Below are 21,881 nucleotides of genomic sequence, written 5' to 3'. Positions count from 1 at the left end.
TCACTGCGCGGTACGAGCCCCGCGGGCGGGCGGGGCACTAGATTGAGCGCCGCAGCGCAGGGCACTGGCAGGGGGCAGGGGTTCATGGACACGGACGGCACGCACGACGGACGCACCACCCACACGGGCCACCTTCCCAGACCGGCCACACCCCCGGCCCCCCCGAAACCCCGCCACGCCCCGGCCCCCCCGCCCCCCGGCCGCGTCCCCGCCCTGGCGGACTGGCTGCGAACGGCGCGGAGCTCCGACGGGCCCGGCGTGTGGGCGTACGGACACGTGCCGCGCGCCGCCGAGGAGCCGGAGGTGACCCCGATCCGGCAGCTGGTCAGCGGGGCGCTGATCGCCCTGCTGGCGGGACTGCTGCTGTGGTCGCTGCTGTGGAACGGCTACCTCGGCGGGTTCTGGCTGTGGCCGCTGTACATGTTCACGCCCGATTCGTGGGCCGGCGGCAACGCCTCCGTCGTCGCCTCGTACCTCTGGTACGCCATCGTCGCCGGGGCCCTGCTCTTCGGCTTCGGCCGCCTCGGCCGCTGGCCCGAACTGGGCCGCCGGACGTTCGGCAGCCGCGCAGCGCGAGCCGCCCGCCCCGCGCTCCCCACCCACATCGAGGCCGGAGCCGACAACGATCCCGTGCGGTGGGTTTCCGTGCGGGAGGCCGGGCTTGGGGACGTCGCCGATCGGCTGGAGGGGGAGGTCGGGGCCGGGCGGATGAACGACGTGGACTATGCGCGCATCCGCCGGGCCTGGGACTCCGTGCGCGTCGACCCCTCCCGGCTGCGTGCCTTCGCCGACGCCGTGCGGGACAAGGGCGCCGGGGCGTGCGTGCACCCCTCCGGGGCGCGGGACCTGCCCGTACGGGCCGCCCGGCACGACCTGCTCTCCCGGCAGGTGCTGCTCGGCACCGTCGAGGACGGAGTCCGTAACCCGTACGCCCGCCGCGGCACCGCCTTCGCCCTCGACCCCGACGTCCTCGGCACCTCGGTGCTCGCCGTCGGCCCCTCCGGCAGTGGAAAGACCGGCCGCCTCGTGCGGCCGGTCGTCGAGTCGCTGGCGCTCCAGGCGCTCGCCGGCCAGGCCGCCGTCGTCGCCGTCGGCGCGACCGGGGCGCGGCTCGGGCCCGACGAGGCGTACGACGTCGTCGTCCGCGTCGGCGACCCCGCCTCCGTCTACGATCTCGATCTCTACGGCGGCACCACCGACCCCGACGAGGCGGCCACCCTGCTGGCCGAGGCGTTCGTCGGCGACGTCCCCGGGGTCGAGGTGCGCCGCGCCGCCACCGCGCTGGCCCAGCTCCTCGGGCCGTTCCGCGCCGTCCACGGCCGTTTCCCCGCCGTGCCCGAGCTGCGCGAGCTGCTCGACCAGGAGCCGGACGCCGTCGCCGGACTGCGGCGCGGCCTGGAGGAGACCGGCCGGGCGCCGATGCTCCGCGAACTCGACGCCCGCCGCCGCCAGCACGGGGCGCCCGGCGACCCCGGACCGGCCCTCGCCGACCGGGTGGCCCTGCTGGACCGGCCCGCCTTCGCCGGCTTCTTCGACACCACCGGCGCTGGACGGCCGTTCTCGCTGCGCGCCCTGGAGCACCCCATCCGGGTCCGCGTCGACCTGCCCGAGCGCGCTCACGCCGATGCCTCGCGGATGCTGGCCCGGCTGCTGCTGGCCCAGTTCAACGCGGCCGTGGCCGCCCGTACCGACCGTTCCCTCTTCGCGTTCCTCGCCCTTGACGACGCCTCCCACACCCTCACCCCGGAGGCGGTGCGCGGCATCCAGCGGCTGCGCTCGGCCCATGCGGGAGTCCTGCTCACGCTGCGTTCCCTGGACGACGTACCGGAGGGGCTACGCACCCCGCTGCTCGGCGCGGTCGGCTGCCGGATGGCCTTCTCCGGGGTCACCACCTGGGACGGCAAACGCTTCGCCGAGGCCTGGGGCACCGAGTGGGTCGAGGCGCGCGACGTCACCCACCGCACCGTCTTCGCCGACCAGCCGCTCACCCGGGCCATCCACGCCTTCCGCAAGCTCGTCACCGGCAAGGCCGTCACCACGGACGCCGTGACCGTGCGCCAGGTGGAGCGGGAGCGCTGGTCGGCCTCCGACCTGGCGCACGCCGTACCGCCGGGGCACGCGGTGCTGTCGCTGACCTCCGTACGCGGGGAGCGGGCGGCCCCGCTGCTGGTCCGGCTGGCGGACGCGCCCTGAGGCGGGTGCCGGGTGCCGGGTGCGCGACGTATGACGCATGGCGCGGACCGGGAGGCCGAAACCGTACGGGGTGGCAGAATCGAGGGGAGCCGTTCGTACGACACGGCGAAAACGGCGGCCGGCGCGTGCGCTCTCCTGATGTCGTCGTCGTCGTCGTCGTCGCCGTCGAAGTCGTCGTCGTCCGTCGAGGGGGCCGTCCACCGGCCTCCGCCGCCTTCCGCCGCAGCCGTCCGCCGCCCCCTCCGCCAAGGACCCTGGTAACCGATGCCGCTCACCCTCGCCTCACTCGTCCAGCACTCGGCGCTCAAGCTCAGCGTCCGGGCGGGGGAGGGCCGCCTCGACACCCCGGTGCGCTGGGCCCACGTCAGCGAGCTCGCCGACCCCGTCCCCTACATGGAGGGCGGGGAACTGCTCCTGGTCACCGCGATGAAGCTGGACGCGGAGGATCCGCAGGAGATGCGCCGCTACGTACGCCGCCTCTCCGCGGCCGGGGTCGTCGGCATCGGCTTCGCGGTCGGCGTCAACTACGACGCCGTCCCCGAGGCCCTGATCGAGGCCGCGGCGGCCGAGGACATGCCGCTGCTGGAGGTGCCCCGGCGGACCCCGTTCCTCGCCATCAGCAAAGCCGTGTCCGCCGCCCTCGCCGCCGACCAGTACCGCGCAGTGACCGCCGGCTTCGAGGCCCAGCGGGAGCTGACCCGCGCCGCGCTCTCCGCCGACGGGCCCGCCGAACTGCTGGCGCGGCTGGCCGCGCACGTGCACGGCTGGGCCGCGCTGTACGACACCTCGGGCGCGGTGGTCGCCGCCGCCCCCGAATGGGCCGCCCGCCGCGCCGCCCGGCTCACCCCCGACGTGGAGCGGCTGCGCGAGCGGCCCGCGCCGGCCAGCGCCGTCGTCGGCGGCTCCGAGGACCGGGTCGAGCTCCAGTCCCTCGGTACGGGCCGGCGCGCCCGGGGCGCCCTCGCGGTGGGCACCGGGGCCCCCCTCGGCACCGCCGAGCGGTACGCCGTCCACTCCGCCGTCGCGCTGCTCACCCTCACCACCGAGCGCTCCCGCTCGCTGCACGACGCCGAGTCCCGGCTCGGCGCGGCCGTACTGCGGATGCTGATGGCCGGGGAGGCCGAGCGCGCCCGGGCCGTGGCCGGGGACCTGTACGGGGCCCTGCTCGAGGCGCCGTTCCGGCTGATCGCGGCCGAGCCCGCGCTGCCCGGCACGGCCCAGCCGGAGGGGCTCGCGCTGCTGGCCGACGCGGTGGAGTCGGCGGCGGCCCGTACGGGAGAGGCGCTGCTGGTGGTGCCGGAGCCGGGCCGGCTGGTGGTCCTGGCCGCCGACGGAGGGTCGGCCGTACAGGCCTGCCTGGCACACGCGGAGAACCTGGAGGCGCGGCGCGGCCGCGACGCCTCCGGTCCGGAGCCGGACGAGCTGGTGGTCGGCCTGTCCGCACCGGTCGGCTCCGGCGGGGTCGCGGCGGCCCTCAAACAGGCCGACCAGGCCCTCGCCGTGGCCCGGCGGCGCGGCCGGCCGCTGGTGGAGCACGAGGAGATGGCGGCGGGCTCGGTCCTGCCCCTGCTCGCCGACGACGCCGTAAGGGCCTTCGCGGACGGCACCCTGCGCGCCCTGCGGGAGCACGACGCGACCGGGCGCGGCGACCTGGTGGCCTCGCTCCAGGCGTGGCTGTCCCGGCACGGCCAGTGGGACGCGGCCGCGGCCGACCTCGGCGTGCACCGGCACACCCTGCGCTACCGGATGAAGCGCGTCGAGGAGATCCTCGGCCGGTCGCTGGACGACCCTGACGTGCGCATGGAGCTGTGGCTGGCCCTGAAGGCCACGTCCGCCCCGGCGTAGCTCCCTCGTTCGGGACCCCCGCCCCCGGCCCCCCGGCCCCGCCCCGCTACGGGCCCGTTCGCCGCCCGGACAGTGACAAAGCGGCGAAGCCGGACGACGCGGCGCTCCACGCCGGATAAACACCGATTCCCCGGCGGCGTCCTACGGTGGTGGTGACAGGACCCCACCGCACACTCCGAAGGGCCGGGATTCGCATGACTTCCACCCACGCCTTCTGGCTCGCCGGCCGCCTGGCCACCGGCGAGGACAGCTTCGACGTCCACTCCCCGTGGGACGGCCGCCTCGTCGGTACCGTCAGCGTGCCCACCGACGCGCAGGTCGAAGAGGCCGTGGCCGCGGCGTACGCCGTGACGGCGGAGTTCTCCGCGACGCCCGCCCACGTACGGGCCGCCGCCCTGGACCACGTGTCCAAGCGGCTCACCGAGCGGACCGAGGAGATCGCCCAGCTGATCTCCGCCGAGAACGGCAAGCCGATCAAGTGGGCCCGCGGCGAGGTCGGCCGTGCGGTGTCCGTGTTCCGCTTCGCCGCCGAAGAGGCCCGCCGCTTCAACGGCGGAGACGCCCAGCGCCTCGACACCGACGCCGGCGGCGTCGGCCGCCTCGCCCTGACCCGCCGCTTCGTCAAGGGCCCGGTCCTCGGCATCGCGCCGTTCAACTTCCCGCTGAACCTGTGCGCCCACAAGGTGGCCCCGGCCATCGCCGTCGGCGCGCCGATCATCCTCAAGCCCGCCCCGGCCACCCCGCTCTCCGGGCTGATCCTGGGCGAGCTGCTCGCCGAGACCGACCTCCCGGCCGGCTCCTGGTCGGTCCTGCCGGTCGCCAACGACAAGATGCCGGCCCTGGTGAAGGACGAGCGTCTGCCCGTCATCTCCTTCACCGGCTCCGACACCGTCGGCTACGCCATCCAGCGGTCGGTGCCCCACAAGCACTGCACCCTGGAGCTCGGCGGCAACGCCGCGGCCGTGGTCCTCGCCGACTGGGCCTCCGAGGCAGACCTCGACTGGGCCGCGACCCGCATCGCGACCTTCTCGAACTACCAGGCCGGCCAGTCCTGCATCTCCGTGCAGCGCGTGATCGCCGACGCCTCCGTCTACGACCGCCTCGTCGAGAAGGTCGTCGCCACGGTCCAGGCGCAGGTCACCGGTGACCCGTCCGACTCCGCCACCGACGTCGGCCCCCTCGTCTCCGAGGACGCCGCCAAGCGCGTCGAGGCCTGGGTCGACGAGGCCGTGTCCGCCGGGGCGAAGCTGCTCGCCGGCGGCAAGCGCGACGGCGCCTCGTACGCGCCGACCGTCCTCGCGGACGTCCCGGCCGGCGTCAAGCTCGCCACCGAGGAGGTCTTCGGACCGGTCCTGACGCTGCGGAAGGTCGAGAACACCGACGAGGCCTTCGCCGCCGTCAACGACTCGAAGTTCGGTCTGCAGGCCGGCGTCTTCACCCGCGACGTCCAGGTGGCCTTCCGCGCCCACCGCGAGCTCGAGGTCGGCGGTGTGATCATCGGCGACGCGCCGTCCTACCGCGCCGACCAGATGCCGTACGGCGGCGTCAAGCAGTCCGGTGTGGGCCGCGAGGGCGTGCGCTACGCGATGGACGACTACACGTACGAGCGCGTCCTGGTCCTGACCGGCCTCGACATCTGACCTCGTACGGCCAAAGAGCCGACGGCCGGAGCCCACTGTGCGGGGGCTCCGGCCGTCTTCCTTTATCCCCGCTCTGGCCAGCAAGGACGTCCCGATTGTGGCCACTTCTTGCGCGACAGTGGGAGCACCGTGGGAGCACGGGGGTACTCTGTCCCGCCATGGCGACCCTTGTTCCACGGAAGAACCGTGACGGTGAGATCACCAGCTACCAGGTGAAGTGGCACGACGGTGGCGCGAGAACTGGCGAGTGGCAGCACGAGCGGTTCGACGACGAGGACGCAGCGAAGGTCTTCAAGAAAGCCGTCGAAGATCTCGGCCACAAGTGGCCATCAGGATGGGTGAAGGGCAAGGGGTACATCGACCCCGAGGTCGGCGACGAGGCGCAGTACCGGTTCGAGGGCTTCGCCCGGCGGTCGATCTCGAACCGGACGGTTGGCGACTACTACAAGCGGCAGCGAATCAGGGCGTTGGAAATGTACATCTTCCCGTCCTTCGGGAACTGCGACGTCCGGAGCGCCGAGCACTTCAGCAAAGCGACGATCGGCGCCTGGATCAACAAGATGCGCATCACGAAGGTGCGGCGAGGGCGCGGCAAGCCCAAGGACATGAGTTCGGGGACGCTCCGCGGCCTGCACGGGCTGCTGTCGTCGATCCTCAAGGAGGCCATGGTCGCGGAGCCGCCGCTGAGGGACCGCAACCCCTGCGATCTCACCCGGCTCCCCAAGGACGACGAGCACGGCGTGGACGACGACTCCGGCGACGAGATGGAGTTCATGACGCCCGAGGAAGTCGCCGGCCTGGTCGACTGCTTCCCCCGGGCATCGGACCGGATGCTCGTACGGACGGCCTACGGAACCGGCCTCCGCTGGGGGGAGATCACAGCTCTGGCCGCGCAGCACGTGCGCAGCCCCCTGCCGGGCCAGCACGAAGTCCGCGTGACCCGAGCGTGGAAGAGACGCACGCCCACCGATTTCTACCTGGGGCCGCCCAAGTCCCCGGCCAGCCGGCGGACGGTCCGAATCCCCGTCAAGCTCTGGCTAGAACTGCAGGAGTTCGGGCTCGCTGAGGAGGAGATGGACGTGCTCGTGTTCCGGGCGCTGGACGGCGGGCGGATCAGGTACGGCACCTTCTGGGAGCGCTGGAACCGGGCCGTCGCCAAGGCCAAGAAGGAGGGCCTGCTGCCCGACTGGAAGTTCCCGACCTTCCACGATCTGCGGCACTCCCACGTCGCCGCGCTGCTGTCGGACGGGCACAGCCTTACGTACGTGCAGCGGCGGCTCGGGCACGAGTCGATCGTCACGACCTCGGACCGGTACGGCCATCTGCTGGAGACAGCCCACAAGGCAGCGCTCGTAACGCTCGACCGCGTCATGGAGATCCGAGTGGATGACGCTCCGGCCGGGGAGGCCGCGGTCGAGGAACCGGTGAAGCTGCCGGCGCAGTCGTACGGGGAGAAGGTACACGCGGTCCACCTGGGGGCTCACGTCGTCGGCTTTTGGGACGGGTCGGACGCACAAGCCGTGGCCGAGCAGTGGGAGTTGGACCGTGGCGAGCCCGCTTCGGTCGAGGCGCTCTCGGCGGCGTGGTGGCAGCGGGCCGTCCCTGGCGGTCTGGGAACGGTTCGCAGGCACATCCCGGCCCGGGTGAAGACGTGGACCCTCGGGCCGGCCTGCTACGAGCCGGACGGCACGGAGCGCGTGGCCACCCCCGAGGCTCAGGAGCCGCGGTCGGGGTGGGTGTGGGAGTGGGAGGAGAACTACACCACCGAGGCCGCCGTGCAGCGCGTCGAGCATCGCCCTGATGGGCACACCGAGGCTTCCGCGTGGGGCGTGCAGCGGGAGGCGGTCGTGGCGGCATTCGCGGAGGCGCGTGCGGAGGCGCTGCGGGTATGCGCACTCAACCCGTTTTCAAGAACCGCGACGGGAGAAGGGCAGGAGTCGACGGTCTGATGGGTCGTGGAGAACGTGGAAGGCCCCGGCAGTTGCCGGGGCCTTCCGCCGGGGAGGCGTGGGGTGGTTGGGGGAGGGGGTATCCCGCGTCGCCGACACCCTCGCCGGCGTGAGTGTGCTCGTTGTGTGGCTGCGGGATGGCGGTGAGGGGGGTTCGAAGTCGGGCCGGCCCGTGGGGCGTGGGGGACCCCGCGGAGCCGGAGGTTGAGGAACTCGACGGGCGGCCATTGCTTCGGGTGAAGGCGGCGGCACGCTCTCGTAGGACCTCCATGATCAGTGCGTTGTGTTCGGCCGCGAGCTGGTCGAACTCCGTCTGGAGCACGGCGCGGAGGTGTCGTTCCGTCTGCTGCCCGGCCAGTGCCTCGTCAAGTCGCTGGGCCAAGCTGACGAGTTGGCTGTTGTGGGCGTCGGAGAATCGATTCAGCCGCTCCTCGCGGGCCTGGATTTCCAGCAGTCGACGGCCGTGGTCTTCGTCGAGCTGGCGGCGCAGCTCCGCCATGTCGTTGAGCTGTCCCTGGGTACGTGCCTCGTGGGCGTTGATCCACTTCTTGGCGAGCGCCAGGGCGATCACCGCAAGCAACTGCGTTGCAGCGATGCAACCCATGCGAAGGGAGGGAACTGTGTCCATTCGCCTCCGTACCGACGTTCTCAACGCCAAGGCCGAGGAGGCCGGGGACCACACGAGTCTCGCGATCGCCACCCGCGCCGGGGTACGCAACTCGACCATCACCCGCCTCCTCGCCGGCGAGACGACGCCGAGCGTCGCGACGCTCGTCAGGCTGAGGGACGCGTACGGGATCGACACCCTCGACGAACTGCTGGCGCTCACGAGCGAGGTGTGCGAGGCCGAGGAGGTGTCGGCATGAGCCGGACTCTCCCGGTCCGCGCAGCAGCCGTTTCAGCACGGCGCGAGTACTGCCGGTGCACCACCGTCCGGAACTACAAGTATCCCTAGGCCGCCGACAAGCTCGGCTGCACGGAGCGGTGGCTGCGCGACGACATAAGCAGCCTGCCGCATCAGGGCGTGCCCGAAACCGACCGAACCCCCCTCGCCGACTGGTCCCACGCTCTCTTCGACGCGACCGACACCGGCCGCGTCGACGCCGCTTCACACCGGATCGGCGACTACCTGACCCACCTCGTCGACACGGCCCGCGCCACCCCTGGCGACGGCCCGCTCCGTTCCCTCCTGCGCGACTGCGACGAGGGCGGCCTCGACCGGTTCGAGACCGTCTCCCTGGCCGCACTCCTCATGGTCGCCGGGCACGAGACGACCACCCACTTCATCGGCAACGCGGTCCTGGCCCTGCTCCGGCACCCGGAGGCGTTCGACCGCCTGCGCCGGGACCCGGACCTGATCCCCGGCGCCCTAGACGAACTGCTCCGCTTCGACTCCCCGGTGAGCGTCGCCACCTTCCGGCACAACACGGAGGACCTGCGCATCGGCGGGGTCGAGATCCCGGCGGGCTTCCCGGTGCTCATCGCCCCCGGGGCCGCGAACCGCGACCCGGCGGCGTTCCCCGACCCACACCGCCTCGACCTCGACCGCGACGCCGTCGGCCACCTCTCCTTCGGCCACGGCATCCACCGCTGCCCGGGCGCCCCCCTGGCCCGGGCCGAGACGACGGAAATCGCCCTCCGCACCCTGCTGACCCGCTTCCCGAACACGCGCCTGGCCGTCCCCGCGGAATCCCTGACCTGGCGCCGGACCCGCCTCACCCGTGGCCTGACCGCCCTCCCCCTCACCCTCACCTGACCCCAGGTCCCGGCCGGGGCCGGCCGCGTCCAGGACCGGCGCTCTCGTGTTCAGCGGTCCGCGGCACGTACGGGCCCCGCGGCGGTGGCCGGGGCGGTGGCGGGTTCGGCCACGGCGGCGGCCACCAGGGCGGAGGTGGCGACCCAGCGGCCCTCGTAGGCAAGGGGGGTGAAGTGTTCCGGGGAGGGGTGGCGGCGTCGCACGCGGACGGTGAACGAACCGTCCGTACGCAAGGCGATGTCGGCCTCGCCGAACTCCAGAGGCAGGCCGGTCCGCGGGAACCACGCCTTGTACACCGCCTCCTTGGCGCAGAACAGCACACGGTCCCAGCAGACCCCCGGGACAGTGGCGCTCAGCACGCGGTGCCTGGCGTGTTCGCCGGGCACCGCGACGGCCTCCAGCACATGCGCGGGAAGGGGCCGGTGGGGTTCGGCGTCGATCCCGAGGGCGGCGAAGTCGCCACGACGTGCCACCGCGGCCGCCCGGTAGCCCTCGCAGTGCGTCATGCTGCCCACCACCCCCGCGGGCCATGAGGGGGCTCCGCGTGCGCCCGGGAGCAGGGGGGCCGGCGGCCGCCCCAGCTCGGCCAGCGCCCGGCGGGCGCAGAGGCGGGCCGTGGCGAACTCACGGCGGCGTCCGGGCACGGCCCGCGCGATCGCCGCCTCCTCCTCGGGGAACAGGAAGGCGCCGGGATCGTCGGCGAACGCCTCGGAGACCGCCACGCCGGCGGGCAGGATCTCGTCGATCACCGGCATCAGGGCAGGACCGCCGACGGCGCGTTCAGGGCCGCCTTCCGGGGTGGGCGGCCGCCCTGGTCGACTCCTGTTCCCCGGGCGGTGTTCGTGGGGCTGCGCGAAGGACGCACCACCGCTAGTCGAGGTCGAGCCGGTATCTGAGGTCCGCACGGACGGCCCGCATCCCTTCCTCGATGTTGAGGAACGGGGACGACACGAGGTCCTCCCACACCCGGGACGTGACGGAGAAGTCCGTGCTCGCCCCGCCCGCCGGGTACTCGTGGAGGACGGGCACCGGCTGGTCGAAGAGGCGCTCGGCCACCTCCAGAAGCCCGTCGATCCGGAACGACCGCCCGCTGGCGAAGATCTTGCAGACGTACGGGTCCCTGCCCAGGGTGCGGGAACGCACGGCATCCATCGTCGCGACCACCATCCGTGCGCAGTCCCGCGCGTAGATGTAGTCGCGCGTCGTCGTCGGCGCGGCCCGCAGACGCAGGGGGTCTCCGGTCAGCTGTGCTTTGACGAGGGCGCTGACCAGGCCCTGGTTCTTGCCGAGGTTCTGTCCGGGACCGTAGAGGTTGGTGATCCGGCCCGCCACCACGGGCAGCCGCCATCGGCGCGACAGGGCCTCGGCCTCCTTCTCCACGGCGAGTTTGGCCTCGCCGTAGGCGTTCTGGGGAGCGGGGGTGGAGAACTCGGTGAAGGGCGCGTGTACCGAGCCCGCGTACGCGCCGCCCGCCGATGACGCGAAGAACAGGGCGCCGTCGGAAGGGAGGCCGGACCGCTCGAGTCCGTCGTGGATTCCTGCGAGCAGCCGGCCGACCTGGACGCGTTCTCGCTCGACCTGCTCGGCAGGGGTGTGGAACACGGCCAGGCCGGCGCACCAGTAGAGGTTCCAGCGGACGGTTCGAGCGGCCAGCTCCCTTCCCAGTGCGTAGAGTCGGGCACAGGCAAGGGCGTGGTCGTCCCAGGGGACGCGCACCCGTTCGCTCAGGCGGCCGCCCAGCGCGGCGCGGACGTGCCTCCCCAGCAGGCCTCCCCCGCCCACCACGACTTCCCTCGTCGTGACGGCCTGCTCGCCTGCTGCCGGGCCGTACTGTCTCGGCAGCAGAAGTACCTCGCTGTCGGGCGGATACGGAAGGACTCGGCCCATCGTCCGGCTTCCTTTCCTCTGGGGATCACGGATGGAGGCGTCTTGTGCCGATCACGCGCACGGCGTGGAGTTCCGGCCCTTCGCGCGAAGAGGGCCGCCGTTGGACCGGGCACTAGGAGCGGCGGACGAGCTCCGTCTCCCTGCCCCGGGCGACGTTCATGACGTGCTCTCGTACGGGCGGCCCGAGGTGGTGCTGCGATGCGGCTTCCGAGGACTGCTGCCTCGCGTCGCGCACGAGGTTCCACACCACTTCCTGCTGGCGCGTGTCCAGCACCAGGGTGACCATCCCCTCCCAGGCCACGCACAGTTCGATGAACTCCTGCTGGAGGTCGAGCCGCGCCGCGAGCTCGGCGGACCGGGTGAGGGTCCTCAGCACCACATGCCCGTCAGGACTCGGCGAGGGGCTGACACGGCTGGAGCCCACGAGGCCGTTCGAGGCCTTGTAGTGGAGGAAGGCGGCGCGAATGATGCGGCGCTGCTCGTCGAACGTGATCTTCTTCTGTGCTTCCAGGTGCGCCGCGTGCAGCAGCAGCGGATGCGCCCGGTAGGCGCCGGCCCGTGTCCGCTGTAACAGCGCCCGGTCGGCGAAGCGCCGGCAGGCGCACCGTACGAGATCGGTCGACAGGCCGAGCGCGGCCGCGACCGAGGTCTCGTCCAGATCGGGGCAGGGCAGGAGCGACAGCCGCAGATAGCGGTCGTGGTCGAAGTCCTCCAGGGAGGTGAACGAGGTGATGAGCCGGCCGATCAGGCTGCGTCCGGGCACCTCCAGCTCGTTGAAGACGGAGGTGGCGGCGAGCCGGTCGCTGAGCTCCCGGAGGTCGAGGAAGTCGCGGGTCGAGATGCGCGCCGCCGCCAGGCGCAGGGCCAGCGGCAGGTTGGCGCACTGCTGGATCAGCGCCCGCGCGTCCTGGGTGTCGAGGCTCTCGAAGTGCTGGTCGAGCATGCAGCTGAGCATTTCCAGGCACTCGTCCTCGTCCGGCACTTCGAGCGAGGTGTGATGAGCTCCGTCGATGCCGTTGAGAATGATGCGGGAGGTGATGATGCAGGCGCTGTCGCGCGAGGGCGGTATGAGCGGTTCCACCTGCTCGATGTCGCTGGCGTCGTCCAGCACGACGAGCAGCCGCTGACCGGCCGTGATGGTCCGCCACTGCGCCAGCCGCCCTTCCTCCGACGAGGAGATCTCGTCGTCCGGGACGCCCTTCTGCCGCAGCAGCACCCCGAGCGCGCTGGACACGCTGGCCGCGCAGGACGACGAGAAGCCGTCCAGGGAGACGAAGAACTGGCCGTCCGGATAGTGGCGGGCCAGCAGGTGAGCCAGCCGGACGGCGACAGCCGTCTTCCCAACTCCGCCCATTCCGTGAAGGGTCGCCACCGACGGCGAGTGGGGTTTCTCCCCCGAGAGGAGGGTGTGCAGTTCGTCGATCTCGCGTTCGCGTCCGCCGAAGTCCTGGAGGTCCCGGGGTAAGCAGTTCGGCCCGACCGGGACGCCGGGCCGTGCCGGGAGGGGCGGCGGTACCGGACTCTCGCGGGCGTGCGTTCCGCCCGACGGCCGGCCGACCGGGCCGGGTACGGCGCTATCGGAGTGCGGGTGGACCGGCTGCCTGTGGATCTTCGACGCCACGCGCAGTATCGAGGTCAACTCGTCGGAGCGTCCCCGCTCCTGGAAGGCCTGCACCGTCTTGTTCAGGAGCACCCGGTGCTGTTCCACCAGTTCGGAGATCCAGTGCTCCTGCCCGCGGGGCTCCGATCCCTCGCAGGGCCTCCCCCGCCAGAGCGCCAGCGCCGAATACGCCACCGACAGGTCCTCGTCGCTCGCGAAGGCACTCGACATCGCCCGGTCGTAGAGCCAGCAGAACTCGGAGATGTCGGAGTGCTCGGGCGTCAACTTCAGCATGTAGCCCTCGTGGGACGTCGCCACCAGGTCCCAGCCCTGGTCGAAGCTGAGCCTGAGCGCGGAAATCATCTTCCGCACCTGGTGGTGCGCGCTGGACGGACGCTTTCCCTTCCATGCGGCGTGGAGGAGTTCCTCCACGCTCACCGAACTCTCGGGATGGAGAGCGAGACACGAAACCACGGTCCGGTATTTCTGTCCGGTCAGTCGCACCAGCGCGTCGTCGCACCGCACCCGGAGCGACCCCAGCACATCGAAACGGATTAAGCCCATTGCATTTCCCCCGTGCTAACTATTCGACCCGGCCAAGGTGAATATTTATCGAAGAGCCGTCCGTGTGATCTAGGCCATCAACCTCCTGACGGGCAGCGGAAACGCTGAAAGAAGAAGGGGGAGCGGGATTCGAGAGGGACACCGCGAAGAAGAGGACGCGAAAGCATCTGCGGAATCAGTAACTGTTCAACGCTCAGCCAACAATACCAGCACCACCTTCCGATCCATGTGCTTATTTTTTCGAACATGCAAACTTTTGACAAGTTCTGCACACATCGCGACGTCAGGAGCCCTCACCCCGGCCCCATTAAGAATCGTCAAGGACTCAACTGAACAGCTCGACCACCTCACGCCGGACGGAATTCCACTGTTCGACCTCACGTCGATGACGCGGCATCGTGGTGACTACTTCGGAACCTGCGTCGCGAACCGATGGCAACCGGCGGACAGCCATGGAAAGGGCCGTTCCAGGGCCGATCTCCACGAACGTGTGCATACGGGAACCACAGTTGCCGACGATCGCCTTCCAGAAGAATACCTTTTCGGCCATCTGATGCGTCCAGAACCGAGCGGGCTCCGCGTCCCGGTCGCTGACCCTTCGTGCCGAGTAGGCCGAGACCATCGGTGACTTCGCCGGCGACAGCTCCCGCTCGCGCCGCGCCAGGAACTCCTCGAACTCAAGGGCGGCCGGGGCCAGGAGCGGGGAGTGGAACGGCTCGGCCGCCGCGGCGCGCATGCACGGCACCCCCCGGGCGCCAAGGCCTCGCACCGTGTCCGGGAGGTCCTCCTCCGCACAGCTCACGACGCACTGGTTGTCCGCGTTCTCCGCCGCGACGACAGCCCGTCCGCCCAGGGCGTCGAGGTGCTCCTGCACCTCTGCCTCCGTGGCGCGGCAGGCGATCATGCCGCCGCGGGGAGCCTCTTCGAGCAGCCGGGCCCGCTCCTTCAGGAGCGCACCCGCCAGTTCGAGGTCGAAGACGCCCGCGAGCGTGGCCGCCGCCAATTCACCCACGCTGTGCCCGATCAGGGTCACGTCGGCGCCCTTCAGGTCCTCCTGCCAGACCCTTCCGGCGGCGTAGCCGATCCCGAAGAGCAGCGGCTGGGCGAAGGCCCCCTGCTCGAGTTCCCGGGGAGAGCCGTGACGCCACACCTGCCTGAGCCGCTGCGCGCCGGCGCCGAACGCGTCGAAGAAGTCGTCGAGCGCCCGCCGGAATCGGGGGTCGGCGTCGTAGAGCGGGGCCCCCATCGCACCGAACTGCGAACCCTGCCCCGGCAGCATCAGGACGACGGGTCCGGGCGAGGTGCCCGCCCCGTCGGACGCCCGCTCCCCCCGGGCAGCGGTCGGCGCTCGTCGCACCATGTGATTCACCGGTTCACCAGCCCGTCACGCCGGCCAGGAAGGACGGCAGGTCGTTGGCACGATAGGACGGCACGCCGGGCAGCGACCTCTGGACGAACCCCGAGAGGACCTTGCCCGGCCCCAGCTCCCAGGTCCGCGACACCGACAGCCGCTTGAGCTCGGCCATCACGTCGACCCAGCGCACCCGGTGCACCAGCTGATCGCCGAGCTGGCGCTTGATCTCCTCACCGGACGCGTACAGTGCGGCGGTTGAACCGGAGATCAGGGGCACCCGGGGCGGCCGGAAGTCGAAGCGCTGCAGGTACTCCACGAAGTCCGCCGTCGCGCTCCCCATCAGACTGGAGTGGGCCGGGCCGCCGATCCTCAGCACGGTCGCGCGGGCGTCCGTCATCGTCGTGACCCGCTCGACCAGCAGGTCGATGGCGGCGGTCTGGCCGGAGACCACCGCCTGGAGGGGCTCGTTGTGGTTGGCCACCTCGACCACCTCCCCGGTGTCCGACCGCACCTGCGCGCAGGCCCGCTCGACCTGCTCGATCGACAGTCCGAGGACGGCCGCCATCTTCCCGTCCACCTGCTCCTGCACCTGCGCCATGAGCTCACCACGGCGATGGACGAGCTGGAGCACTTCCCTCCAGGTCAGCACACCGGCCGCCGCGAGAGCCGAGTACTCGCCCAGGCTGTGGCCCGCGACGACGTCCGGCTCCGCGCCCTTGGCCCGCGCGGCGACCAGGGCCGTGTAGCTGCACAGGAAGACGGCCGGCTGCGTGACCGGCATGTGCCGCAGCTTCTCGACCGGCCCTTCCTCGCAGAGGCGGCTCAGGGAGTACCCCAGGATCTCGTCCGCCTCCTGCCACAGGGGTTCGACCAGGCCCGGATACTCCTCGCGCAGGTAAGAGCCCATACCGACCTTCTGGGTCCCCTGGCCGGGAAACAGGAATGCTTTCACCGCGCCGCCTCGGCTTCGTGGTCGTCAAGAGGGCGCACCGCGTCATTCCAATCCTGCCGGGCCTCGTCAGGGGCCGTCGGGTACCAGTGGTGATCGGGCCTGATCCAGGCGTCCACGCGGGTGCCGCCGTCGGTCACGGACCCCCGTCGGACGCGGGTCGTGCGGCGGGCGGCCCCGGCCTCGCGCAGCTGGTCCGGGCCGAGACGGCGGCGGATCCCGCCGGTGGCCGCCGGGTAGCACACGTCGACACCCGCCAGGGAGTCGGCGATCTTCTGCCGGTAGGTCTCGTCGCTGTTCAGGCGCTCGGCCACGCGCGCCTTGTGCGCGGTGGCCGCCTCGTCGGTGTCGAACAGCAGGCGCGCCTGCGCGCGCAGTCTGCGCGCGAGCACGTCCAGCCAGGCGGCGCGTTCCTCCCCGTACTCCAGGAGCCCCTGCGGGTCCCCGTCCTCCAGGTGCGCCAGGATCCGCCAGCCGAGTGCCTCGGCGTCCATCAGGGACGTGTTCAACGCCTGCCCTCCGATGGGGATGAAGGGATGGGCCGCGTCACCGCACAGCACGACACGGCCTTCGACCAGTCGGTGCGCGACGCTCGTGTCGTCGCCGAACGTCCGCAGCCACGAAGGCTCGGCCGGCAGCACCTCGCCGGTGGCGGCGTGCCAGGCGGCGCGGAGGTCCTCCGCCGTGCGCGGCCGGCCCACGGGCCACCGCGGATCGTGGATCATCAGCCGCGTGACCTCGTCGCTGAGCGGGGCGGCGGTGACGGTGTAACGCCCCCGCCGCTCGAAGCGCCGTCCCGGCACGGGACTCCGGAGGAGGTCGGCCTGCACCAGGACGCGCGTGGCCGGGGCACCCTCGCAGGCGATGCCGAGCAGCGCACGGACCGTGCTCTGCTGTCCGTCCGCCGCGACCAGCAGCGCCGAGCCGAAGGTCCGGCCGGTCCGGGTGCTCACCAGACGGTGCCGGCCCTGCCCGTGGACGGACTCCACGTGTTCCCCGTACAGCAGCCGCGCGCCGCGGCGGCCGGCCCAGCCGCTCAGTGTCCGTACGAGTTCGGGCTGTGGGCACCGCCGGACGCCGGCCCGGTCGGACTCGACGCGCGAGAGGTCCACGGGCAGGCCGCCGTAGTGCCCGTGGGTGCTGTGGGGTAGCTCAGGTGCGAACTCCACTCCGTGGGAGTCGAAGATCTCCATGGCGCGGGCGTGCAGGGTCGAGGCGCGGATCTGCGGGTCCGGCGCGCCGCGCGATTCCAGTACGGTGACCCGCGCGCCCGCCCCGGCGAGGATCCCCGCCAGGAGCAGGCCGCTGGGCCCGGCGCCGACGACGACGACGTCGGAGGCCTCGGGCGCGGTCACGATCCCGCTCACCGCTGCGGCGCGGCGGCATCGGCCCAGCGGACCGCTGCTTCGAGGGTCCGCAGGCTGTTGTTCCCCAGGTTCCGCCGGGCGACTTCCTTGGCGTCCGCGACGGTCGCGTCCGGGCCGAGGACCTTCTGCACCGCTTCGGGGTTGATCGCCACCGTGTGCTTCGAGGTGACCTTCCAGCTCTCGCCGGACGGGGAGATGGTCCACTCGCCGGTGTGCAGCTCCAGCAGCGCCGGTAGCGTCACCTGCTTGTACAGCAGCCTGGCCGGGCTCTGGGACACCCGGTAGGACTCCGTGACGTGGCTGTCGCCGTCCGGGGTCCTCGTCCGCATCCGGAGCAGTTGCAGCCCGTCGGAGAACTCCTTCATCTCGGCCTCGGCGACGTGGTCCAGCCGTCCGGACCACAGTTCGCCGCGGTCCAGGAAGGAGAACAGCAGGACGGGGTCGGCCGTGGTCTCCACCGAGTCGGCGAAGGTGAAGGCGCTCAGCTCGCTGTCCGCCTCCCGTTCGAGGGCGGTCTTCAGCGCCGCGAGTTCCTTGGTGCTGTTGGTGTCCACGGCCTTGGCTATCCAGGCGAGCGCCTCCTCGGAGTCGTCCTCCGCGCGGTAGGTGTGCGTCAGCCGGACGGAGCAGCTGTCCTCGGTCAGGGGCAGGACCTCCCACTCGCCCGACATCTCCGCGACGGGCGGCGCGGTGACGGTCTGCGCGAAGCGGATGGTGCGTGCGACGGGGTCGAGGTGACGCTCTGAGACCCAGGACTTGGGTTCCCCGTTGGCGATGGCCCACAGCTGGATCGTCTGCTTGTTCCCCTCCCGGGCCAGTTCCGTGCTGTGGATGGTCGGTTCGAACATCCGGGACCACTGCCCGACGCTCTCCAAGCGGCTGTACACGTCGTCGGCGCTGCTGCTGATCGTGGTGGTGTGCACGTCGACGCGAGGCCGGTCGGTCATGCGGATCATCTCCTAGAAGTTTCCGAGGCCGCCGCACACGTTGAGTGCCTGGGCCGTGATCGAGGCGGCGCCTTCGGTGGTGAGGTACTCGACGAGGGAGGCGACCTCGTCGGGCGTGCTGTACCGGCCGAGCGGGATCTTCGCCTCGAAGGCGGACAGGACCTCCGCCTCCGTGGTCTCCCAGGCGTCGGCGTACGCGCGCCGCACCCGGGTGGCCATCGGCGTCTCCACGTATCCCGGGCAGACCGCGTTCATCGCGATGCCCTGGGGCGCGAGCTCCTTGCCCACGGCCTTGGTGAAGCCGACCACGCCGTGTTTGGAGGCGGAGTAGGGGGCGGCCAGCAGGACGCCCTGTTTGCCCGCGGTGGAGGCGATGTTGACGATGCGGCCGTGCTCGACCTCGTGGATGCCGCCGCGGGCCAGCACCTCCCGGGTGACGTAGAAGACGCTGTCGAGGTTGGTGCCGAGCACCTCCCGCCACAGCTCGTCGGTCAGCTCCGCCGTCTTGCCGCCGCCGTTCCGGCCGGCGTTGTTGACCAGGATCCCGATGGGCCCGCTCGCCTCCACGGCCCGGCCGACCAGCTCGCGCACCTGCTGGGGGTCACTGACGTCGGCGCTCAACGTGGTGACGGACACGCCGAGTTCGGCCAGTTCCTTGGCGGCGGACCGGAGCTTCTCGGGGTCCCGGCCGCAGATCGTCACGGTGTGCCCGGCTTTCCCGAGGCGGTGCGCGACGGCCTTGCCGATGCCGCTCGACCCGCCGGTGACGAGGGCGTGACGCAGCGCCGTCACGATGCCGCCGCCTGGCTCTCGAGGGCCTGGTTGATCGCGTCCAGCAGCTGCTGGGGCGTGTCGAGTTCGTTGAACACCGAGTCGTCGATCTCGATGTTGTTCTCGCGTCCGAGGCGCAGGCCGGTCTCCAGGACGGCGAGGGAGTCGTAGCCGAGGTCGGCGAACGCCTTGGTCGGGAGGTCCCGGTCGAGGTCGACGCCCTCGTCGACCCCCGAGCCCTCCTGGAGGGCGCGCTTGAGGTCGTCCATGGTGACGCGTGCGGTCATGTCGTTCTCTCCTTCGGTCATGCCCCGACGATCAGGGCGGAGTTGAACCCACCGATGCCCCTGGCGAGCACCAGGGCGTGGGTGATGCGGTGCGGGGCGGCCGCGGTGCACAGGTTGATCCCGAGGGACGCGTCCGCTTCGACGTTGACGGTCGGGGGGATCATCTGGTCGCGCAGGGCGAGCACCGCCGTGGCGACGTCGAGCGAGGCGGTTCCGCAGCCCATGCGGCCCGTGGCCGCCTTGGGCGCGGTGACGGGGACGGAGTTCCGCCCGAAGACCTCCGCGAGGGCAGCGGCCTCGGCCCCGTCCGCCTGCCGGGTGCCGGCCGCGTCGGCGAAGACCACGCCGATGTCGCGGGCGCGCAGCCGCGCCGCGTCGAGTGCGAGGCGGATCGCCTGGACCAGACCCGCCCCCGGGTCGGCCCGCGGGTCGTCCACGGTCGCCCCGTGGCCGAGCACCGACGCGTACCGGCCGTCGCTCTCGGACCGGAGGACGAGGTGGGCCCCGCCCTCGCCGTTGACCCACCCGCCTGCCCGTTCGTCGAACGGCAGGTACGCGGTGCGCGGGTCGGCGGACTTCGACAGGTGGCCGGTCGAGGTGTGCGCGACCCGCCCCCAGGGGCACATGGTGCTGTCCACCGAGCCGGTGAGCATGACGCGGTTACCGCGCGCCAGGCGGCGGGCGGCGGTCGCGATCGCGTCGAGGCCGCCGGCGTCGTCGGCGACGATCACTCCGCTGTGCCCCTGGCAGCCGTGGCGGATGGAGATCTGGCCGGTGTTGACCGCGTAGAACCAGGCGTAGGACTGATGGGTGCTGACGTACTTGGGGCCCTTGGACCACAGGTTCTGCAGTTCCTTCTGCCCGAACGCGTAGCCGCCCGCGGTGGAGGCGGTCATGACGCCGATGTCGAGGGGGTCGATCTGGTCCCGGTCGATGCCGCTGTCGTCGAACGCCCCTGCCGCGGCGACCAGCGACATCTGTGTCATGCGGTCGGTGGCGGGCAGCAGCCTGCTGGGCAGTTCCTCCTGGCTGAAGTGGGGGACCTCGCCGCTGATGGGGTTGTCGTAGCGGGTGGAGTCGAACGACCGGGTCGGACCCAGGCCGCTGCACCCGTCGAGGAGGGCCTTCCAGTGCTCTTCCCGGGACAGGCCCAGCGGGGAGACGACACCGATGCCGGTGATGTGTGCGGTCATGAGCGCTTCTCCGGATCCGCGAGGACCATGGCGCTCTGGAACCCTCCGAAACCGCTGCCGGTCGTCAGGATTCCGTCGGTCTGCTGTTTCCTCGCATGTACGGGTACGTAGTCCAGGTCGAGCTCCGGGTCCGGCCGGGTGAGGTTGGCCGTCGGCGGGATCACGTCGTACCGCAGCGCCAGGGCGCACGCGGCGATCTCCAGCGAGCCGATGGCCCCCAGCGAGTGGCCCACCATGGACTTGATGGAGCTGATGGGCACATGGCGGGCGGCGGTGCCCAGGGAGGCCTTCAGCGCAGCGGTCTCGTGCCTGTCGTTCTGCTTGGTCCCGCTGCCGTGGGCGTTGACGTAGTCGAGCTCGCCCGGGTCCATCCGGGCCTGGGTCAGGGCGGCGGTGACGGCCTGGGCCAGCTCACGCCCGTCGGCCTTCAGGCCGGTCATGTGGTACGCGTTGCAGCGGCTGGCGTACCCCTTGATCTCGCCGTAGACGCGCGCGCCGCGGCGCAGGACGGACTCCTCGGACTCCAGGACGAACATCGCGCTGCCCTCGCCCAGGACGAATCCGCCCCGGGTCGCGTCGAACGGCCGGGAGGCGGTCTCCGGGGTGTCGTTGTAGGTCGAGGTCGCCTTGATCGCGTCGAAGCAGGCGACGGTGATGGGCGAGATGGGCGCGTCGGTGGCCCCGCAGACGACGGAGTCCAGGATGCCGTCCTGGATCAGTTCCCACGCGTTGCCCACGGCGTCGATCCCGGAGGTGCAGCCGGTCGACACGACGCCGCTCTGCCCGGTGACGCCGAACTCCCGGGCGATGCCGGCGGCGAAGGAGCTGGGCACGAAGTACGAGTAGAGCTGGGCGGGGGAGTCCGGGATCACGTCCCAGAGGGACCCGTCCGCGCTGAGCTGCCGGTAGACCTCCTCCAGCTTGGTCGTGGCGCCGACGGCGGAGCCCACGACGACCCCGGCGCGGCCGGGCGGGCACGTGTCCCGCCAGCCCGCGTCCTCCACCGCCTCACGGGCGGCGACCAGGGCGAACTGGGCCGCCCGGTCCAGCTCCACGGACTGCTGCTCGGTCAGTCCCGCGGCCTCGGCCCGGAAGTCGACCTCGGCGGCCACCTGGGACCTGAACGGCTCCGGGTCGCAGAGACTGAGCCGCCGGGTGGCGGTACGCCCCTGGGTCAGGAGGTCCCAGAAGGCGTCGCGGCCGACGCCGCCGGGCGCGACGACCCCGACCCCGGTGATGAACACGCGGCGGCTCAACGCTCGGCCCTCCAGTGGTAGAAGCGCTCGGCCATCGCGTCCTTCGGCGACCGCCAGGTCGGGGAGTAGGCCTCGATGTACGGCTTGAGGTCGTTGCTGATGCCGATGAACCGCGGGTCGGTCTTCGCCGCCTCCACCGCGGCGGTCCCGTCGGGGGTCTCGAAGTCCTGGAGGTGGAAGTAGAGGCCGCGGTACCGGAAGAGCTCGCGGCGCAGGGTGCCCATCCCCGCAGGCATGTCGGTGGCGTCGAACGCGCTGAAGATGTCCGCCACCGCGTCCGCGTGGCCGGGGTCCATCCGGGCGACGATCAGAGAGCTGTACAA

General features: G+C 71.7%; 18 protein-coding genes and 1 pseudogene. 6 read left to right on the top strand and 13 right to left on the bottom strand.

Going from position 1 to position 21,881, the window contains the following annotated elements:
• Positions 1–84 precede the first annotated feature (84 nt).
• From OTB16_RS00365 to OTB16_RS00350, 4 genes are all read left to right on the top strand, one after another.
• The gene (locus tag OTB16_RS00365) at positions 85–2,193 is read left to right on the top strand and encodes an ATP-binding protein (protein WP_267717534.1); all 2,109 of its coding nucleotides are present in this window, start codon (positions 85–87) and stop codon (positions 2,191–2,193) included.
• A gap of 264 nt (positions 2,194–2,457) precedes the next feature.
• Complete coding sequence (locus tag OTB16_RS00360; RefSeq protein ID WP_267717533.1) at positions 2,458–4,038, top strand: PucR family transcriptional regulator; 1,581 nt, start codon at positions 2,458–2,460, stop codon at positions 4,036–4,038.
• Between the two features lie 194 nt (positions 4,039–4,232).
• Positions 4,233–5,678: an aldehyde dehydrogenase family protein gene (locus tag OTB16_RS00355; RefSeq protein ID WP_267717532.1), complete on the top strand. Its 1,446-nt coding sequence runs from the start codon at positions 4,233–4,235 to the stop codon at positions 5,676–5,678.
• 158 nt (positions 5,679–5,836) lie between these two features.
• On the top strand, positions 5,837–7,627 hold the full coding sequence (locus tag OTB16_RS00350) for a tyrosine-type recombinase/integrase (RefSeq protein WP_267717531.1): 1,791 nt from the start codon (positions 5,837–5,839) through the stop codon (positions 7,625–7,627).
• On the opposite strand, the gene OTB16_RS00345 is transcribed toward OTB16_RS00350, so the two are convergent.
• Entirely contained in the window at positions 7,575–8,231 is a 657-nt protein-coding gene (locus OTB16_RS00345; protein ID WP_267717530.1) for a hypothetical protein, read from the bottom strand. The genes OTB16_RS00350 and OTB16_RS00345 overlap by 53 nt on opposite strands.
• Before the next feature lie 16 nt (positions 8,232–8,247).
• Here OTB16_RS00345 and OTB16_RS00340 point away from each other — a divergent pair, with 16 nt between their 5' ends.
• Both OTB16_RS00340 and OTB16_RS00335 read left to right on the top strand, forming a co-directional pair.
• Positions 8,248–8,493 (top strand): helix-turn-helix domain-containing protein, encoded by a 246-nt coding sequence (locus OTB16_RS00340; RefSeq protein WP_267717529.1) that lies wholly within the window; start codon positions 8,248–8,250, stop codon positions 8,491–8,493.
• 155 nt (positions 8,494–8,648) lie between these two features.
• Positions 8,649–9,383, top strand: a pseudogene (locus tag OTB16_RS00335) (cytochrome P450); the annotation flags it as partial.
• 50 nt (positions 9,384–9,433) lie between these two features.
• On the opposite strand, the gene OTB16_RS00330 reads toward OTB16_RS00335, so the two are convergent.
• The 12 genes from OTB16_RS00330 to OTB16_RS00275 form a co-directional block, all read right to left on the bottom strand.
• Positions 9,434–10,132 carry a 4'-phosphopantetheinyl transferase family protein gene (locus OTB16_RS00330; protein ID WP_267717527.1) on the bottom strand — a complete coding sequence of 233 codons (699 nt, stop codon included), beginning with the start codon at positions 10,130–10,132 and terminating at the stop codon, positions 9,434–9,436.
• A gap of 121 nt (positions 10,133–10,253) precedes the next feature.
• Positions 10,254–11,270 carry an NAD-dependent epimerase/dehydratase family protein gene (locus OTB16_RS00325; RefSeq protein WP_267717526.1) on the bottom strand — a complete coding sequence of 339 codons (1,017 nt, stop codon included), beginning with the start codon at positions 11,268–11,270 and terminating at the stop codon, positions 10,254–10,256.
• A gap of 112 nt (positions 11,271–11,382) precedes the next feature.
• Positions 11,383–13,233 (bottom strand): AAA family ATPase, encoded by a 1,851-nt coding sequence (locus OTB16_RS00320; protein WP_267717525.1) that lies wholly within the window; start codon positions 13,231–13,233, stop codon positions 11,383–11,385.
• Between the two features lie 526 nt (positions 13,234–13,759).
• Positions 13,760–14,713 (bottom strand): acyltransferase domain-containing protein, encoded by a 954-nt coding sequence (locus OTB16_RS00315; RefSeq protein ID WP_267717523.1) that lies wholly within the window; start codon positions 14,711–14,713, stop codon positions 13,760–13,762.
• Positions 14,714–14,807: 94 nt separating this feature from the next.
• Positions 14,808–15,740 (bottom strand): ACP S-malonyltransferase, encoded by a 933-nt coding sequence (gene fabD / locus OTB16_RS00310; RefSeq protein ID WP_267717522.1) that lies wholly within the window; start codon positions 15,738–15,740, stop codon positions 14,808–14,810.
• A complete protein-coding gene (locus tag OTB16_RS00305) occupies positions 15,737–17,092 on the bottom strand; it encodes an FAD-dependent monooxygenase (RefSeq protein ID WP_267717521.1) in 1,356 nt (451 codons plus the stop codon). The genes fabD and OTB16_RS00305 overlap by 4 nt, the downstream gene beginning before the upstream one ends.
• Before the next feature lie 8 nt (positions 17,093–17,100).
• Entirely contained in the window at positions 17,101–18,051 is a 951-nt protein-coding gene (locus OTB16_RS00300) for an aromatase/cyclase (RefSeq protein ID WP_267717520.1), read from the bottom strand.
• 12 nt (positions 18,052–18,063) lie between these two features.
• On the bottom strand, positions 18,064–18,843 hold the full coding sequence (locus tag OTB16_RS00295) for an SDR family NAD(P)-dependent oxidoreductase (RefSeq protein ID WP_267717518.1): 780 nt from the start codon (positions 18,841–18,843) through the stop codon (positions 18,064–18,066).
• Positions 18,840–19,130 (bottom strand): acyl carrier protein, encoded by a 291-nt coding sequence (locus tag OTB16_RS00290; RefSeq protein ID WP_267717516.1) that lies wholly within the window; start codon positions 19,128–19,130, stop codon positions 18,840–18,842. Before OTB16_RS00290 ends, OTB16_RS00295 begins: the two co-directional genes overlap by 4 nt.
• A complete protein-coding gene (locus tag OTB16_RS00285) occupies positions 19,127–20,302 on the bottom strand; it encodes a ketosynthase chain-length factor (RefSeq protein ID WP_267717515.1) in 1,176 nt (391 codons plus the stop codon). Before OTB16_RS00285 ends, OTB16_RS00290 begins: the two co-directional genes overlap by 4 nt.
• Positions 20,299–21,558 carry a beta-ketoacyl-[acyl-carrier-protein] synthase family protein gene (locus tag OTB16_RS00280; RefSeq protein ID WP_267717514.1) on the bottom strand — a complete coding sequence of 420 codons (1,260 nt, stop codon included), beginning with the start codon at positions 21,556–21,558 and terminating at the stop codon, positions 20,299–20,301. Before OTB16_RS00280 ends, OTB16_RS00285 begins: the two co-directional genes overlap by 4 nt.
• The gene (locus tag OTB16_RS00275; protein ID WP_267717513.1) at positions 21,555–21,881 is read right to left on the bottom strand and encodes a TcmI family type II polyketide cyclase; all 327 of its coding nucleotides are present in this window, start codon (positions 21,879–21,881) and stop codon (positions 21,555–21,557) included. The genes OTB16_RS00280 and OTB16_RS00275 overlap by 4 nt, the downstream gene beginning before the upstream one ends.

It is taken from the genome of Streptomyces antarcticus (assembly GCF_026627255.1).
Classification (GTDB): Bacteria; Actinomycetota; Actinomycetes; order Streptomycetales; family Streptomycetaceae; genus Streptomyces; species Streptomyces antarcticus.
The sequence above is the reverse complement of the archived record's forward strand: the minus strand, read 5'-3'. Positions and strand labels throughout refer to the sequence as shown.